The 16525-nt window shown below is 71.2% G+C and carries 17 protein-coding genes; 3 read left to right on the forward strand and 14 right to left on the reverse strand.

The genetic code is table 11. The annotated features are described in order from the left end of the window. Positions 1-113 precede the first annotated feature (113 nt). The 7 genes from IRQ30_RS19205 to IRQ30_RS19230 all read right to left on the reverse strand — a co-directional run bounded on the left by IRQ30_RS19205 (position 114) and on the right by IRQ30_RS19230 (position 6057). Positions 114-2207: a reprolysin-like metallopeptidase gene (locus IRQ30_RS19205; RefSeq protein WP_338089705.1), complete on the reverse strand. Its 2094-nt coding sequence runs from the start codon at positions 2205-2207 to the stop codon at positions 114-116. Beyond that, positions 2156-2740 carry a hypothetical protein gene (locus tag IRQ30_RS23560; RefSeq protein ID WP_227467558.1) on the reverse strand — a complete coding sequence of 195 codons (585 nt, stop codon included), beginning with the start codon at positions 2738-2740 and terminating at the stop codon, positions 2156-2158. The genes IRQ30_RS19205 and IRQ30_RS23560 overlap by 52 nt, the downstream gene beginning before the upstream one ends. Before the next feature lie 113 nt (positions 2741-2853). Beyond that, on the reverse strand, positions 2854-3525 hold the full coding sequence (locus IRQ30_RS19210; protein WP_193613457.1) for a dihydrofolate reductase family protein: 672 nt from the start codon (positions 3523-3525) through the stop codon (positions 2854-2856). Continuing rightward, positions 3522-4073, reverse strand: a complete 552-nt coding sequence (locus tag IRQ30_RS19215) for a class III extradiol ring-cleavage dioxygenase family protein (protein WP_338089703.1) — start codon at positions 4071-4073, stop codon at positions 3522-3524. The genes IRQ30_RS19210 and IRQ30_RS19215 overlap by 4 nt, the downstream gene beginning before the upstream one ends. Beyond that, positions 4070-4933 carry a dihydropteroate synthase gene (folP, locus tag IRQ30_RS19220; protein WP_193613458.1) on the reverse strand — a complete coding sequence of 288 codons (864 nt, stop codon included), beginning with the start codon at positions 4931-4933 and terminating at the stop codon, positions 4070-4072. Before folP ends, IRQ30_RS19215 begins: the two co-directional genes overlap by 4 nt. Further along, positions 4930-5850 (reverse strand): glucosyl-3-phosphoglycerate synthase, encoded by a 921-nt coding sequence (locus tag IRQ30_RS19225; RefSeq protein ID WP_193613460.1) that lies wholly within the window; start codon positions 5848-5850, stop codon positions 4930-4932. The genes folP and IRQ30_RS19225 overlap by 4 nt, the downstream gene beginning before the upstream one ends. A 33-nt stretch (positions 5851-5883) precedes the next feature. Continuing rightward, positions 5884-6057 carry a hypothetical protein gene (locus tag IRQ30_RS19230; RefSeq protein WP_193613462.1) on the reverse strand — a complete coding sequence of 58 codons (174 nt, stop codon included), beginning with the start codon at positions 6055-6057 and terminating at the stop codon, positions 5884-5886. Between the two features lie 169 nt (positions 6058-6226). Between IRQ30_RS19230 and IRQ30_RS19235 the strand changes: the two genes are divergently transcribed. Beyond that, the gene (locus IRQ30_RS19235; protein WP_193613464.1) at positions 6227-6445 is read left to right on the forward strand and encodes a hypothetical protein; all 219 of its coding nucleotides are present in this window, start codon (positions 6227-6229) and stop codon (positions 6443-6445) included. Positions 6446-6492: 47 nt separating this feature from the next. On the opposite strand, the gene IRQ30_RS19240 is transcribed toward IRQ30_RS19235, so the two are convergent. From IRQ30_RS19240 to rfbA, 6 genes are all read right to left on the reverse strand, one after another. Further along, a complete protein-coding gene (locus IRQ30_RS19240) occupies positions 6493-7044 on the reverse strand; it encodes a DoxX family protein (RefSeq protein WP_227467843.1) in 552 nt (183 codons plus the stop codon). A gap of 41 nt (positions 7045-7085) precedes the next feature. Continuing rightward, a complete protein-coding gene (locus tag IRQ30_RS19245; protein ID WP_338089790.1) occupies positions 7086-7997 on the reverse strand; it encodes an alpha/beta hydrolase in 912 nt (303 codons plus the stop codon). Between the two features lie 34 nt (positions 7998-8031). Continuing rightward, positions 8032-9231 carry an O-antigen ligase family protein gene (locus IRQ30_RS24285; protein WP_193614562.1) on the reverse strand — a complete coding sequence of 400 codons (1200 nt, stop codon included), beginning with the start codon at positions 9229-9231 and terminating at the stop codon, positions 8032-8034. A gap of 117 nt (positions 9232-9348) precedes the next feature. Next, entirely contained in the window at positions 9349-10128 is a 780-nt protein-coding gene (locus tag IRQ30_RS19255; protein ID WP_338089791.1) for an N-acetylmuramoyl-L-alanine amidase family protein, read from the reverse strand. Continuing rightward, positions 10125-11129 carry a UDP-glucose 4-epimerase GalE gene (gene galE, locus IRQ30_RS19260; protein ID WP_193614563.1) on the reverse strand — a complete coding sequence of 335 codons (1005 nt, stop codon included), beginning with the start codon at positions 11127-11129 and terminating at the stop codon, positions 10125-10127. The genes IRQ30_RS19255 and galE overlap by 4 nt, the downstream gene beginning before the upstream one ends. 47 nt (positions 11130-11176) lie before the next feature. Then, positions 11177-12055, reverse strand: a complete 879-nt coding sequence (rfbA, locus tag IRQ30_RS19265; protein ID WP_193609711.1) for a glucose-1-phosphate thymidylyltransferase RfbA — start codon at positions 12053-12055, stop codon at positions 11177-11179. Positions 12056-12077: 22 nt separating this feature from the next. On the opposite strand from rfbA, the gene rfbB reads away from it, so the two are divergent. After that, positions 12078-13076 carry a dTDP-glucose 4,6-dehydratase gene (rfbB, locus tag IRQ30_RS19270; protein WP_193614564.1) on the forward strand — a complete coding sequence of 333 codons (999 nt, stop codon included), beginning with the start codon at positions 12078-12080 and terminating at the stop codon, positions 13074-13076. 187 nt (positions 13077-13263) lie between these two features. Beyond that, positions 13264-14661, forward strand: coding sequence for a sugar nucleotide-binding protein (locus tag IRQ30_RS19275; protein ID WP_193614565.1), 1398 nt, complete (start codon positions 13264-13266; stop codon positions 14659-14661). Here the strand turns inward: IRQ30_RS19275 and IRQ30_RS19280 are convergent. Continuing rightward, complete coding sequence (locus IRQ30_RS19280) at positions 14628-16316, reverse strand: polysaccharide biosynthesis protein (protein WP_338089792.1); 1689 nt, start codon at positions 16314-16316, stop codon at positions 14628-14630. The genes IRQ30_RS19275 and IRQ30_RS19280 overlap by 34 nt on opposite strands. Positions 16317-16525 lie beyond the last annotated feature (209 nt).

Here is a 16525-nt window from a genome sequence, read left to right on the forward strand (position 1 = left end):
GAGCGCCTGTCGAGAGCCGCAAGCGCCTCCACTCACGGGGTCTCGACGGGCGCTCGTCGCTGGTGCTCCTCTCTGCTCGACCACCGGTGGTCGAGCGGCGAGGGGATCAGAGGTCAGCGGATGCGGATCCTGGCGTCGTTGATGTCGAAGAAGTAGTTGCGGTTGGCGGCGATCATGATGCGGGCGTGCTTCGCCTTCTTGCGGGGGATGCGGACGGTCGCGCGGCCGTCGTTGGGGGTGGCGGAGCGCAGGGTGTAGCGCCAGGTGCGACCACCGTCGACGGAGAGCAGGATCCGCACGCGCTGGGCGAGCTTGCGGGTGCCGTTGACCTTCCAGGTGACCTGCCGCACCGACCCCCGCTTGAGGGTGACGCTCTTGCCGCCCTGCGAGGTGACGAGGAACGGGCCGGCGCTCGGGTCGAGCCGCAGGGTGACACCGTCGTAGGAGACGCCGCCCCCGTTGGGGAAGGTGTCGCGCGCCGTCAGCCGGAAGTGCATCGCAGGCTTGGTCGAGCCGGCGGTGCCGACGTAGCGCTTGGGCGGCAGGAACTCCGAGTAGCACGCCCGGACCCGAGACGGCACGGGCTTGTAGTCGTCGAGGTCGTCGGGCAGCGGAGCCACGGCGGGGCACCTGCCGGTCTTGGCGTTGGTGTTGCCCTGGAGGATCTGGTGGAGGTCGGGGAACATCCGGGTGCCGGTGGTGCCCGCCAGGTTGATGCCCGGGGAGGGCGACTCCAGCGTGCCCGTGTCGCTGACGGCGGCGGCCGTGCCGAAGACGCGGAAGAGCGGACCGGTGAACTTGCGGTTGGACACCAGCGCGGTGCCGCCGTCGGTGGTCTGGGTGTCCTCGGCGCCGACGTCCATCTGCTCCCACAGGTAGACGAGCTTCTGGCCGTCCCGGTCGGTCGCCGACCCCTTGAGCTGGAACGGCGTGCGCACCGGGATCGTGCGGTTGGCCGGTGCCCGCACGACCGGCGCGCGGTTGCGGGTGGTGGTGACCGAGATGCCGCCGTTGTCGGGCGCTCCGCCCTTGGCGGTCTCCCCGACGAAGCCGGTCACGCCGCCGGTGGTGGGACCGAACGTGAGCGGGTCGATGTCGGTGTGCGCGCCCGGCGCCTCCGGGTCGGCGGACGGGGCGAAGATCACCTGGAAGCCCGTGTCGTCGGGGGCGGTGAGGGGGGCGATGTCGTTGGTCGGGGTGTTGAAGGGGTCGTAGCCCCAGCCGGCGATCGTGACGTCGCGGCCCGTGAGCGACTCGACGGCCGCCTCGATGCCGGCGGCGTTGTAGTTGCCGCCGCGTGTCAGCGTGGCGGATCCCGCGCCGAAGCCGAGGTCGAAGCTGTCGCCGTCGTCGGCGAAGTCGCGCAGCGACACCGTCTGCACCTCGACCACGGGCGGGACCGTGCCCTCGGTGTAGGCGTTGACCTCGTCGAGCGTCTTGCCCGCGAAGTAGGGGTCGGTGTGGGGCTGCAGGTCGTCCTGGAGGCAGATCCCGGCGTAGGCCATCACCGAGGAGCCGGAGCCCGGCTCGACGGAGGTCCCGCCGTTGCGGTTGCCCCCGGCACACGAGCCCTGGACGCCGTTGAAGGTGTGGTTGCCCGCGAACTGGTGGCCCATCTCGTGGGCGACGTAGTCGATGGCGAAGAAGTCGCCCTTCGGCTGCGGCAGACCGGTGCAGCCACCGCCCTTGAAGTCCCAGCCGACGACGCCGAGGTAGGCGACCCCGCCGCCGTTGACGCCGAGGGCGAGGTGGCCGATGTCGTAGTCGGACGCGCCGATCAGCTGGCCCAGGACCGTGCGGTTGCGGCCCAGGCCGGGAACGTCGCAGTACTCGAGCTGGGAGGCGACGTCGTCGGCGTCGCCGGGACCGCCGAGGTTCTCCGGGTCGAAGCACGGGTGGGCGCCGCAGGGCCCGTCGGGCCCCGAGGCCTCCGCGACCGTGTCGAGGTTGAGCTTGTCGGTCTCGTTGACCAGGCGGAGGTTGATGGCGAGGTCGTCGTTGTAGATCTGGTTGACGCGGTTGATGAGGGTGACCTTCTCCGCCAGCACGTTGTCGGTGCCGAAGTAGGCGGCGTACGACGGGTCGCTGGTCAGGGCGAGCCGGTAGATCTTCTGCCTCACCACGCCCCCGGGGGCGGTGCGCGCGGCAGTCCTGGTCATGGCCTTGCGCACGGCCGGCGCCTCGCGCTCGGCGACCTGGTCCTCCATGCGGGGCACGGAGCCGCCGTAGTAGCTGAGGTGCCCGGTGGTGCCGCGGCGGTCGTAGGCGGGGTCGACGTAGTAGGCGCGCTGGCCCTGCGGGCCGCGGACGGCGGCGTGCAGGCCCATCGGGGTGACGTCGAGCGCGATGGAGGTCGAGGTCGGTCGAGGGAGCGGCCGGCGAAGGTGTCGAGCTCGGGGTGGGCCGCGGCGAGCTTCGACTCCATCACCTGGGTGCGCTGCACCGCGAACCGCTCCGACCCGCCCGCGGGCGTCGGCACGCGGAAGACGATGCTGCCGCCGGACCCCGCCTGGGGGGCCTGGGCCAGCGCCGAGCGCACCTGCTTGAGGTCGACGCGCACGGCGGCGTACTTGTCGGGAGCGATGCGCACCCGGTCGCCGGTGGGCGAGAAGCCCGGCAGCGCGCGGTACATCGTGGGGCGGTCGGCCACGGCGCCGGCCGAGGCGTCGAGCGCAGGCAGCATGCCGGCGGCCAGCACCACCGAGACGGCCGCGACGAGGCGGCGAGAACGAGACATCACGAGGTGGCTCCTAGCTCCCGGAAGTCGCCCGTCCGCGGAGGCACAGGCCCAGTCTCAGCACTGTAGGAGCCCTCGCCGACGGTGGGAAGGACCTGCCGAGCGGAACTTCCCGGCTAGCGGCGCACGAGCCACCGGGCGAGCAGCGTGCCGTCGTGCTCGAGCAGGGTGTGCAGCTCCAGGGGCACGTCGAGGGGCGGCGCCGCCACGATGCGCGGGTGGTCGCCGCCGACCAGCTGCGGCACGACCGTGCTGGTCAGCTCGTCGGCCACGCCCTGCGCGAGCAGCGCCCCCAGCAGGGACGGGCCGCCCTCGGAGAGGAGGTCGACCAGGCCCCGCTCGACGAGGCGCTCCTTGAGCTGCGCGAGGTCGACCTCGTCGTCGCCGAGCGTCAGCACCTGCTCGGCGCCGAGCAGCGCGCGGGCCTCCTCGAGCCCCGAGGCGCCGGTGGTCGTGGCCATGAGCACCGAGCCGGACGGCGCGTCCCGCAGCCGCTCCGGCACGTCGGCGCGCCGGCTCACCAGCACGATGGGCACGTCGACCGGCCGGTAGCCCTCGGTGCGCGCGGTCCCGGCGCCCACGACGATCGCGTCGGCGAGGCCGCGCAGCGTGTCGAAGACCTGCTTGTCCGCGGCGTTGTTGATGGAGCCGCTCTTGCCGGACTCGCCCGTGGCCGCGCCGTCGACCGTCGAGACCATGTTGACGCGCAGCCACGGCGTGCGCGGGGCGGCGTACAGCCGAGGCAGGTCCACCTCGTCCTCGGTGGCCGAGCCCATCAGCACCCTCATCGTCGTACGCCTTCCATCCGCATCACCCAGTACTGCACGCCGAAGGGGTCGGCGTCGTAGTCGACGCTCACCGACGCCGGGTCGACGTCGACCTCCTGCGCCAGCCGCACCAGGCCGTCGACGTCGGCCCACAGCTCGCGCGCCAGGTCGGCGTCGACGGCGCCGGGCCGCCCGGCCGTCAGCGCCGCCCGCAGCTCGTCGTCGAAGCCCAGCGCCCGGTCGTCCAGGTGTCCGGGCGCCTTCTCGGTCCGCGTCGCACTGCCGTTGGCGACGACCAGCACTCCCCCAACCGGTGGTCGAGGTGCGGCGAGCGCCTGCGGTGGTTGAGGTGCGAGCGGAGCGAGCCTCGAAACCACCTCCCCGCACAGGTACGCCGCCACCCGCTCACCCTGCGGCGAGGCGACCACCCGCGGGCCGGCGCCGAGCCACGCGACCGCGTCGAGGCAGGCCGACCGCAGCTCGGCGACCGGGTCCTCGAGGCCGCCGTACGACGGCAGCAGCGCGAGGACGCCGGGCACGAGCACGACCCGCACGGGCGCGCCGCTCACTGCAGGCCCCGGATCGCGCGACGAGGCGGGCGTCGGCCGGCGATCGTCCACACCATGTCGACGGTCTGCCGGGTCTCGACGACCTCGTGCACGCGGTAGACGCGCGCGCCGGCGAGCGCGCAGACGGCGGTCGCGGCGAGGGTGCCGGTCAGCCGCTCGCCGACCGGGAGGTCGAGGGTCTCGCCGACGAAGTCCTTGTTGGACAGCGACACCAGCACCGGCCACCCGGTCGCCACCATCTCGTCCAGGCGGCGGGTCACCTCGAGGGAGTGGAAGGTGTTCTTGCCGAAGTCGTGCGCCGGGTCGATCACGATCGACTCGCGCGCGACCCCGGCCGCGAGCGCCCGCTCGGCGTAGCCGACGGTGTCCTCGATCGCGGACCGCACGACGTCGTCGTACTCCACCCGGTAGGGGCGGGTGCGCGGCGTCGCTCCCCCGGTGTGGGTGCAGATGAGCCCGGCCCCGAACTCCGCGGCCACGTCGACCAGCTCGGGGTCGGCGCCGCCCCACGCGTCGTTGAGCACGTCGGCGCCGGCCTCGCAGACCGCGCGGCCGACCTCGGCGCGCCAGGTGTCGACCGAGATGACGAGTCCGGGGAAGCTCTCGCGGACCTGCGCGACGAAGTCGACGACCCGGGCCTTCTCCTCGGCGGCGTCGATCTCGACGCCGGGAGCGGCCTTGATGCCGCCGATGTCGACGATCTCCGCACCCTGCTCGACGACGAGCCGCACCCGCTCGAACGCCTTGTCCTCCGCCCAGGTCGCGCCCTTGTCGTAGAACGAGTCGGGGGTGCGGTTGACGATCGCCATCATCAGCGTGGCGTCGTCGTCGAAGTCGTGTCGTCCCAGCCGCAGCGTCATGCGGTCACCGCCGCCGGCCGCTCGCCGACGTCGACGAGCCGCTCGGCCGGCACGATCGTCCCGCCCTCGGAGCGGTACTGCCGCAGCACCACGGACCCCCCGGTGGTTGAGGTGCGAGCGGAGGGAGCCTCGACACCACCCCGCCGCCGCTCCACGGCCGCGAGGATCTGCGTCGCCATCGCCCCGAGGTCGAGCAGCGCCTGGTGCGCGTGCGAACGGCGCCCCAGGTCGACCTGCGCGATCGCGCCCGGTCCCCGCAGGGCCAGGGTGTCGATCAGCGCGGCCAGCTCGACGGCGTACCCGGTAGGCACCGACAGCGTCTCGAACAGCGAGCGCCGTACGGCCCACTCCCCCGCGAGCGGCTGCACGAGCCCGGCGAGCTCGGGGTACTCCAGCGCCAGGACCGGCCGCGCGACGAGCTCGGTCACGCGCCCGCCGTCCAGCGGACCGCCCTCGCCGTCGAGCAGCGGTCGCTCGTAGAAGCCCTTGACCAGCGCGACGTCCGGCTCGGTCAGCAGCGGACCCAGCAGCCCCGGCACGAAGTGGGTGTCCCAGTCGAGGAGGTCGGCGTCCATGAAGACGATGACCTCGCCGGTGGTGACGAACAGCGACTTCCACATCGCCTCGCCCTTGCCGCCGATGGTCCCGAGGTCGGGCCGGATCTCCGCGGAGCGGTGCACGACGGCTCCCGCGTCGGTCGCCACGTCGTACGTCGCATCCGTGGAGTCGGAGTCGATCACGACCACCTCGTCGAGCAGTGCCACCGTGTCGACCAGCGCGCTGCGCACCCGGGTGACGACGTCACCGACGGTGGCGGCCTCGTTGCGCGCGGGCACGACCAGGCTCACCCGGGTCTCCCCCTTGGCGGCCAGCAGGTCGTCGAGGGACCAGTCGTCCCAGTGAGCGGTGCGGAGCACGTGGCGAGCGTAGCCATGCCCCCGGCATGGCGCTCAGCCGATGAGCACCCGCCGGATCCGGTGCAGGGCACCGAGAATGCGCGAGGCGAGGTCGTCAGCGGGTCCCGCCACCGCGCCACGGCGCTCGAGCGCCTGCCGGACGCGCAGGTGGTCGTCGTCCATGCCCATCCACTCCGCGACGTCGAGCGGCACCGGTTCCCAGGTCATGCCCTCACGGTGCCGCCGTCCGCTCCGTGACGCATACCCAATTCAGGGGAAACGGAGAACTCACTATCGCTTGATCAGGCTCACCGCAAGATGCGTATCTATGCAATTCATGGTCAACGGACCCCTCCGCATGTCACCATCGATCCTTGACTGATCGGGGGATCGGACGATGCAGCAGCGGGAGTTCGAGAAGCTGGACGAGACCGTGGAGGGCGCTGCCCGACACGCCTGCCGGGCGCTGGTCGCGCTCGACGACCTGCGGACCTCCCCTGATCCGGTGCTGAGAGCGGCCTACCGCGACCTGCACGACCTGCTCGGCGACCTGGGCGGTCTCCGAGCGCAGCTGGGCGTCATGCACCTGGTCGAGTCGCTCCACCTCTCGGCCTGAGTGCACTGCGGGACCCGGGCCGTCGGGCGGGGGCCCGGCGGCGCGGGTCAGCCCTGCTGCGGCTCGGCGGCCGGCGTGGCGCGACGGGCGGCCTCCAGCGCGCCGTACGCCGCGGCGGCGCCGAGCGCGGCGGCACCCAGCGCGTAGCCCACGCCCTCGCGCTCGGTGCCCAGCAGCCGGTCCAGGGACAGCTCGCCCGGACCGTCCTCGGCGATGGCCAGCACGGCCGCGATCAGCACCGCGTTGTACTCCCAGCCGCCCTCGGCGTTCCACGGGCCGTTGGCGCGGTGCGCCTTCTGGATCGCGACCAGCATGGTGCCGGTCAGCGAAGCGCTCGCGAGCGGCGTGAGCAGCCCGGCGGCCAGCAGCGCACCACCGACGGTCTCGCTGATCCCGGCGGCGTAGGCGTTGCGGCGCGGAGGGTGCATCCCCATCGCCTCCATGCCGGCGGAGAGCCCGTCGATGCCGGGCCCTCCGAACCAGCCCTTGAGCTTCTGGGTGCCGTGGCCGACGAACAGGCCTCCGATCAGGACGCGGGTGGCGAGCTTGGCGAGCTTCATGGGGGTCTCCGAGGTGTCGTGGGCGTTCGAGTCTTCCATCGACAACGCCTCGTGACTGCCGGATCATCCCCGGCGCCACGTCAGCCGTGCAGCAGCGTCCGGGTACGGCGCACGAGGTCCTCGACCGCGGCGGCAGCAGCCGGGCTGGCCGGGACCATGTCGATGAAGCCGTGCACGAGGCCGTCGTACCGCACTCGGTCGACGGGTACGCCGGACGCGTCCAGCGCCGCGGCGTAGGCCTCGCCCTCGTCGCGCAGCGGGTCGAACTCCGCCGTCGCCACCAGCGCCTTCGCCACCCCGGCCACCTCGCCCAGCAGCGGAGACACACGCGGGTCGTCGAGCTGGTCCATCGGCACGCCGTAGTGGGTGAAGAACCACTCCATCGTGGCGTTCTCCAGCAGGTAGCCCTGCGCGTTCTCGGTGCGCGAGGGGTAGTCGCCCAGGACGTGCGTGGCGGGGTAGATGAGCAGCTGCGCGTCGACCAGGTCCGGGTGCTGCTGGGCGACGACCGCCGCCAGGTTGGCGCCGGCGCTGTCGCCGCCCACGGCGACCTGCTCGCTGCCGCCGAGCTCGGCTCGGTGCTCGGCCACCCAGCGCAGCGCGGCGCCGGCGTCGTCCACCGCCGCGGGGTACGGCGCCTCCGGGGCCAGTCGATAGGCGACCGAGACGACGACCGTCTCGGCACCCGCGCACAGGCGGCGGCAGAGCTGGTCGTGGGTGTCGAGGTCGCCGATGACGAAGCCGCCGCCGTGGAGGTAGAGCGTCGTCGGCCACGGGCCGTCGCCCTCGGGCCGGTAGGTGCGGGCTCGCAGGTCGGCGACCGTGCCGTCCTCGACGCTTCCCACGGGCACGACGTCCTCGGGCTTGACCCAGTCGACCGACATCGCGCGGAGCGCGCGCCGCCCGTCCTCGGGCGTGCCCTCGTGCATCGGCGGGAAGCCGGACGAGGCGATCAGGTCGAGCAGGGCACGGGTGGCGGGGTCCAGGGGCACGGGCACAACCTAGCGAGCGAGGTGCGGTCGACCTTCAGACCTTGGAAGAACGAGGCTGCGCTGGATCCCGAGTCGATGTCGCGACAGGCGGAACCCCTGAAGGCAACACCGTCGCCAGCCCCACCCCGATCAGCACCCACAGGAGGCGAGTGCCACCCAAGTCACTCGAGACCATGGCGTTGGCGATTGCGAAGAGACTGATCGCGAACAGCGCCAGGTCGGTCGTCGAGAACCCCGACGCGGCTCGCAGCCGCGCAACCGCGATGACCAGGATGCACACCAAGCCGATGAGCGCGACGAAACCTCCCTCAAGCGCCGCCTCGATGAAGATATTGTGTGCGTACTGCCGAGCCCCTGCTGCGACGTAGAAGCTCTGAGGCAGGGCCACTGTCTCGACCATGTCGCCCCATCCGGTACCGGCCCACGGTCGTTCCGGTATGGCTTCGAGACAGCGCTGCCACAGCGTGATCCTCTCCTCACTTTGGAGCTCTCCCAGCCGCGCAGTAGCGGTCCCCCGTGCACCAACGACCAGGGAGTACGAGGCATAACCCGCAACGGCCACCAAGGCGAGCCCTCGGAACCGACTGCGACCTCGACCGAACGCGAACACCAACGCAAGGGCGAGCAGAGCAGCGAGTAGAGGCCCTCGGCTCCCGGTCGTGCTCGACTGAAACGCACATCCAAGCGCGAGGATGACAAGCGCTGCTCGCTTCACAGGCGCCTTCACCTGAAATGCGGCCAGACCCAAGATGAGCGTCGCCAGCGCGCACATGAAACCGACGCCCAGGGGTGACGCCCCTGCGATGGTGGCGCGTCCACTGAGGGGATCGACCGTCCCAGCAACGAACAGGGTGACCGCGACGCCGATCCCGATCACGGCAAGGCACCCGACGAATGCTCGTCTCGCACGATCCCCTCGAAGCAGCTCGATCGCGCAAAACGCGCCAACGAAGCCGATGACCATCGCAGGCAGTTTCGACGCCGAGTAGGAGGTTCCCCCTGATTCGAAGATTCCCGGGAGGAAAGCGACGAACAGCAGCAGCAAGAGGGCGTGCGGCCGCCCTACGATCAGGTTCCTGGACAGCCACGCGTGCAGCGCGACGAGGCTGGTGAGGCCCAAGAAGACGATGGTCGGGTCCACAGGGAGACGATCGAGTGCCGGCAGGGCTTGGTTGGAGACCGCGAGGCCCCCGATAAGAATCCCGCCCAGGACCGCGTCGCGTGCGTCACCCACGGCGCGCGTCGTGGGCCTCATGACGGACTGGGAGTCTGGCCATGCGTAGCGATCAGGCACGCCGCCGACTCGCCGGCTCGGCCCTCAGCAGTACGTCGGCGACCCATGCCGGGCATCCTAGCGAGCGAGGTGCGCGCGCACCGCCGCCGTCAAGGCCCGGGCGTACCGCGCCTGCCCCCGGCTGCTCGTCATCCTGCGGGCGTCGCGCCGGTCGCGCATGTTGCCCAGCTCGACCATCACGGTCGGCACGTCCGAGAGGTTGAGCGTCGCGAGGTCGGCACGGAAGTCCAGGCCGTCCCCACCTGCGATGTAGCCGGCGACGCGGAAGCCACTCCGCCGGAGCGCCGCGCGCGTGTCTACCGCCAGCCGCCTCGACGGGCGGTAGATGTCGTGCGTCCAGGGGCGTCGGTCCGTCGGCGCGATGACGTGGAAGCCTCGGGCGCCGCGCGCGTAGGACCCGTCGCCGTGGATGCTGATCTTGAGGTCGGCCCGGGCCCGGTTGCCCGCCCGCCCGCGGGCGTCGACGCAGGGACCCCAGCGGTCGCGCCGGTTGCTGTCCCGGGTCATGACCACCGTGGCGCCGAGCGCCTCGAGACGCGTGCGGAGCCGCAGGGCGACCCGCCAGTTGAACGTCGCCTCCGGGTAGCCGCCGCGCGTCGCGGTGCCGGTGGTGTTGCACGGCTTGCGGGTGCCGCCGGCAGGCACGAGCCGGTTGATCCTGCCTGGGAATCGGCTGTTGCCGAGCTGGTGACCGGGGTCGACGACCACCAGCCGCCCGGCGAGCGGCAGTGCCTGCCGCGAGGGACGCTCGACCGGCGTCGCGGACGACGCCGGCCCTGCCGGGACCAGACTCATCAGGAGCGCGGTCACCGCGGCCGCCGCCGTACGTCGGATCACTCGTAGCCCAGGATCTCTTGGCGCCTCTCGCCCCAGGCCAGGGCCGAGGCGATGGCGTCGTCGAGGCTGAGCTCGGTCTGCCACTGCAGGAGCTCGCGCGACTTGTCGACGTTGGCGAAGGCGCCGACGGCGTCGCCGGGGCGCGGCGGGGCCTCGGCGATCGGGACCTCCTTGCCGAAGACCCGCTCGAACGACGAGACGAGCTCGCGCACCGTGACGCCCTCCCCGGTCCCGACGTTGATGACCGAGCTGGAGGCGTCGACCGCGGCGATCACGTCGTCGAACCGCTCGATCGCGCGCACGTGCGCCTTCGCCAGGTCCCAGACGTGGATGTAGTCGCGGATGCCGGTGCCGTCGCGGGTCGGGTGGTCGACGCCGGTGATCGTGAAGGCGTCCTTCTGGCCGCGCGCCGCCATGACGAGCTGGCCGAGCACGTGCGAGGGCTCCTTGGCGTAGATGCCGGACTCGAGGTCGGGGTCGGAGCCGATCGGGTTGAAGTAGCGCAGGATGATCGCGTCGAGGTCGGTCGCGGCCGCCATGTCCTGCAGGACCTGCTCCATCATCCGCTTGGTGCGGGCGTAGGGCGAGGGAGGGTCGAGCGGGTCCTCCTCGGTGACCTCGAAGTCGTCCTTCGTGGCGTAGAGCGAGGCCGAGGAGGAGAACAGGACGCGGGTCTTGCCGAGCGCGTTGAGCTCGTCGAAGAGCTCGAGCGACTTGGCGACGTTGTCGCGGTAGTAGAGGTAGGGCTTCTCGACCGACTCCGGCACGACGATGCGCGCGGCCATGTGGATGGTGGCGTCCAGATCGGGGTGGTCGGCCACGATGCGGCGCAGGAGCTCGCGGTCGGCGATGTCGCCCTCGTAGAAGGCGCGATCGCGCACGAAGACCTGCGGCCCGCTGAGCAGCGAGTCCAGGATGACCGGGGTGTGCCCGGCCTCCTCGAGCGCCTTGGCCGTGGTGGATCCGATGTAGCCGGCGCCGCCGGTGACGAGAACCTTCATCCGGGCAGCCTAGCGACGACCACGGGGCCTCGGATCATCCTCCGGGACTAGCCCTGGCTGAGCGGCTCCTCCAGCAGGTCGAGCAGGTAGGCGCCGTAGCCGCTCTTGAGCAGGCTCCGACCGATCTCCTGCAACCGGGCGTCGTCGATGAAGCCGAGCCGCCAGGCCACCTCCTCCGGCGCGCCGATCTTGGTGTCCTGCCGCTTCTCGATCGCCCGGACGAAGTTGCTGGCGTCGTTCATGTCGTCGAACGTGCCGGTGTCGAGCCAGGCGGCCCCGCGCGGCAGCACCTCGACCTGCAGGCGGCCCTGCTCGAGGTAGAGGCGGTTGAGGTCGGTGATCTCCAGCTCGCCGCGCGGTGAGGGGCTGAGGCCCTTGGCCATCTCGACGACCTCGTTGTCGTAGAAGTAGAGACCGGGGACGGCGTAGTGGCTGCGCGGGTGCTCGGGCTTCTCCTCCAGCGACAGCGCGCGGCGGTCGTCGTCGAACTCGACCACGCCGTACGACGACGGGTCGGCCACGCGGTAGCCGAAGACCGCGGCGCCCTCGATGTCGGCGAAGCGGCGCAGCCGGGTGCCGAGGCCGGCGCCGTGGAAGATGTTGTCGCCCAGGATGAGCCCGGCCGTCTCGGAGCCGAGGTGCTCCTCGCCGATCACGAACGCCTGCGCCAGCCCGTCGGGCGACGGCTGCACGGCGTAGCTGATCTCGATGCCGAACTGCGACCCGTCACCGAGGAGTCGGCGGAACTGCTCGGCCTCGTGCGGCGTGGTGATCACCAGGATCTCGCGGATCCCGGCCAGCATCAGCGTCGACAGCGGGTAGTAGATCATCGGCTTGTCGTAGATCGGCATCAGCTGCTTGCTCACGGCATGGGTGATCGGGTGCAGCCGGGAGCCCGTGCCTCCCGCCAGGATGATTCCGCGCATGCGGAGACTCTAGGGTGAGCGGGTGGAACACGTACTCGTGACCGGCGGCGCCGGCTTCATCGGCTCCAACTTCGTCCATCACCTCGTCCGCGAGACCTCGGCACGGGTGACCGTGCTCGACAAGCTCACCTACGCTGCGTCGCGGGAGTCTCTCGAGGGCCTCCCCAGCGACCGGGTGAGCCTGGTCGTGGGCGACGTCGCCGACGGCCCGACGGTCGACGGCCTCGTCGCCCAGGCCGACGCGGTCGTGCACTTCGCCGCGGAGTCCCACAACGACAACTCGCTGACCGAGCCCGGTCCGTTCATCCAGACCAACATCGTCGGCACCTTCCAGGTCCTGGAGGCCGCACGCCGCCACGGCACCCGCCTGCACCACATCTCCACCGACGAGGTCTACGGCGACCTGGAGCTCGACGACCCGCAGCGCTTCACCGAGGCGACGCCCTACAACCCGAGCAGCCCCTACTCCGCGGCCAAGGCCGGCTCCGACCACCTGGTCCGGGCCTGGGTCCGCAGCTTCGGCGTGAAGGCCACGATCAGCAACTGCTCCAACAACTACGGCCCCTGGCAGCACATCGAGAAGTTCATCCCGCGCCAGATCACCAACGTCATCGACGGCGACCGCCCCAAGGTCTACGGCACCGGCACCAACGTCCGCGACTGGATCCACGCACAGGACCACTCCGCCGCCGTGTGGCTCATCCTCCAGCAGGGTCGGATCGGCGAGACCTACCTGATCGGCGCGGACGGTGAGCGCAACAACCTCGAGGTCGTGCGCAGCATCCTCGAGCACTTCGACCGACCGGCGGACGACTACGACCTGGTCACCGACCGCGCCGGCCACGACCTGCGCTATGCGATCGACTCGTCCAAGCTCCGCGACGAGCTCGGCTGGCGCCCGGTCTACTCCGACTTCGAGGCCGGCCTGGCGCGCACCATCGAGTGGTACCAGGAGCACCAGGACTGGTGGCGCCCCCACAAGCAGGCCACCGAGGCGTCCTACGCCGCCAAGGGCCAGTGACCACGGTTGAGGTGGTTTCGAGGCTCGTCGCTGGCGCTCCTCGCACCTCAACCACCGAGGTGAGCCCCCGGTGGTTGAGGTGCGAGCGCAGCGAGCCTCGAAACCACCCAACGGCGGACGAGCGCCCGTCGAGACCCCGTGACCCGAGAAGCCACCGCGACCCAGCAACGATCGGACGCTGATCCCCATGCCTGACCTCACCATCGAGACCACCCCGATCCCCGGCCTCCTCGTGGTGCGCCTGGACCTCCGCGAGGACGCGCGCGGCTTCTTCAAGGAGAACTGGCAGCGCGAGAAGATGGTCGCGCTCGGGCTCCCCGACTTCGGGCCGGTGCAGAACAACGTCTCGTTCAACGCCCACCGCGGCACCACCCGCGGCATCCACACCGAGCCCTGGGACAAGTTCATCTCGGTGGCCAACGGCCGGATCTTCGGTGCCTGGGTCGACATGCGCGAGGGCGAGTCGTTCGGGGCGACGTTCCACGTCGAGGTCGACCCCTCGGTGGCGGTGTTCGTCCCGCGCGGAGTCGGCAACAGCTATCAGACGCTCGAGGACGGCGTGGCCTACACCTACCTCGTCAACGAGCACTGGCGCCCCGCTACCGCCTATCCCGCGCTCAACCTCGCCGACGAGACCGTGGCGATCCCGTGGCCGATCCCGCTCTCCGAGAGCGAGATCTCCGAGAAGGACCTCGCCACCCCCTCACTGGCCGACGTCACTCCCATGGCTCCGAAGAAGACGCTCATCGTCGGGGCGCTCGGCCAGCTGGGCCGCGCCCTGCAGGCCGACTTCCCCGAGGCCGACCTCGTCGACCTGGCCGAGCTGGACCTCACGGACGCGACGGCGGTCGCGGCGTGGCCGTGGCACGAGTACGCGCTCGTCCTGAACGCCGCCGCCTACACCGCCGTGGACGCGGCCGAGACAACCGAGGGCCGGCGCACCTGCTGGGCCGCCAACGCGGCCGCGCCCGCCACGCTCGCCCGACTGGCCGACGAGCACGGCTTCACGCTGGTGCACTACTCCTCGGAGTACGTCTTCGACGGCACCGTGCCCGAGCACACCGAGGACGAGCCGGTCTCGCCTCTCGGCGTCTACGCACAGGCCAAGGCTGCCGGGGACCTCGCGGTGGCCACCGCGCGGCGCCACTACGTCCTGCGCACGTCGTGGGTCATCGGCGAGGGCAACAACTTCGTGCGCACCATGAAGCGGCTGGCCGAGCAGGGGGTCTCCCCCGAGGTCGTGTCCGACCAGGTCGGGCGCCTCACCTTCACCGGCGAGCTCGCCCGCGCCACCCGCCACCTGCTCGACAGCCGGGCGCCGTTCGGCACCTACCACTGCAGCAACGGCGGCCCCGCCATGTCCTGGGCCGACATCGCGTCCGCGGTCTTCGAGCTGTGCGGGCGCTCAGCCGACGACGTGCGCCCGATCACCACGGAGCAGTACGCCGTCGGCAAGACGCTCGCGCCGAGGCCGGCCAGCAGCACCATGTCGCTGGCCAAGCTCGCGTCGACGGGCTTCGTGCCCGTCGACGCGGCGACCGCGCTGCGCGACTACGTGACCGGGAGCGCCCCGACCGACGGCTGAGGCACATGGGCCGTGCTGCACAGGTGCGCCATGGCTCCGCGGACCGTGTCGACCGAGCCGACGACCGGCAGCGACGCGACGACGTCGGCCGTCATCAGCGGCACCGGCACGTGCGACACCATCTGGTGAACCGGTCGGACGTCCTGGGGCTCGTCGTCGGCGAAGAGCTCCTCGTGCATCTTCTCGCCCTCCCGCAGGCCGGTGAACTCGATCTTCACCCGGGCTCCGGACTGCTCGATGAGCTGGTGGGCGACGTCGACGATCCGCACCGGCTCGCCCATGTCGAGGACCAGCGCCTCGCCCGCGCCTCCGATTGCGGCGGCCTGGATGACGAGCTGGCAGGCCTCCTCGATCGTCATGAAGTAGCGGGTGACCTCGGGGTCGGTGACCGTGACCGGTCCGCCCTCCGCGATCTGCTTGGCGAACGACGTCAGGACCGACCCGCGGCTGCCCAGCACGTTGCCGAAGCGCACCGACAGGAACGTGCCGTCGGCGTCCTGCGCCTTGGCGGAGGTGAGGCACTCCGCGATCCGCTTGGAGTAGCCCAGGACGCTGCAGGGGTTGGCGGCCTTGTCGGTGGAGATGTTGACGAAGCGGTCGACGCCCACGAGGTCGGCGGCGTCGAGGATGTTGCTGGTGCCGAGGATGTTGGTCTTCACGGCCTCGGCGGGGTACTGCTCCAGCATCGGCAGGTGCTTGAGCGCCGCGGCGTGGAAGACCACGTCGGGCCGACGCTCGGCGAAGATGGCGTTGACCGCGTTGCGGTCGCGGATGTCGCAGAGGATGACCTCGTCGGAGTCGAGCAGGGCCCGGCCGTGGATCGAGAGCTGCAGCGCGTGGAGCGCCGACTCGTCGCGGTCGAGCATCATCAGCTCGGCGGGACCGAAGCGGTGGATCTGCCGGCACAGCTCGGACCCGATCGACCCACCGGCGCCGGTCACCAGGACCTTGCGGCCGGCGAGGTAGTCGGCGATGGCCGCCACGTCGGTGTCGAGCTGGTTGCGCCCCAGCACGTCGGTGAGGTTGATGTCGCGCAGGTCGCGGATCCCGACGTGGTCGTCGAGCAGCTGGGTGCTGGCGGGCAGCACCTTCACGGCGAGGTCGGCGTCGAGCGCTGCGAGGCGCAGCCGATTGATGGTGTCGGCGTCGGCGCTGGGCAGGGCCAGGACGATGGTGCCGACGCCGTACTCGGAGGCCTTCTCGGCGAGCTCCGCGGTGGTGCCGACCACCGGGATCTGGCGGAGCCGCAGGTGGCGCTTGCGGCGGTCGTCGTCGAGGATCGCCACCGGTCGCCACTGGCGCTGCGGGTCGCGCATCATGGAGCTGATCAGCTCACGACCCGCCTCACCTGCTCCGACCACGAGCACGCGGCTCGAGCCGTCCTCGGCGAACCGCTCGTCGTCGTACTCATTGAAGCGGCGCCACGACGCCCGCGAGTAGGCCATCAGCACGAGGGCGAGCAGGGTCGCCCCGGCCGGCACCGTGCGCGGCACCCACTGGGTGAACAGGTTGATCACCGTGACCACACCGCCAGAGCTGGCGGCACACACACCGAGCAGCAGCATCTCCTCGAGGCTGGCGACGCGCGCCCGCCCCTGATGGAGTCGCACGGCTCGCGCGAGCACGAGGAAGAGCCCGGCTGTCAGGGCACCCACGGCGACTACTTCCCGCCAGGGCACCCAGTCGGCGTCGGTGTCGAACCGCAGCCAGGCAAACACGAGAAATGACACCATCCACGCCACGACATCCAGCCCTGCGGAGAGGACCAGTCGAAAGTGACGCGCCCGAGCGACGATGTTGGTCACGACGACACAGCTCCAAACTTCTTGAGTACCCCCAGGAGTATCCACCTGAAACGGACTGC

It is taken from the genome of Nocardioides lijunqiniae (genome assembly GCF_015024225.1).
GTDB lineage: Bacteria > Actinomycetota > Actinomycetes > Propionibacteriales > Nocardioidaceae > Nocardioides > Nocardioides lijunqiniae.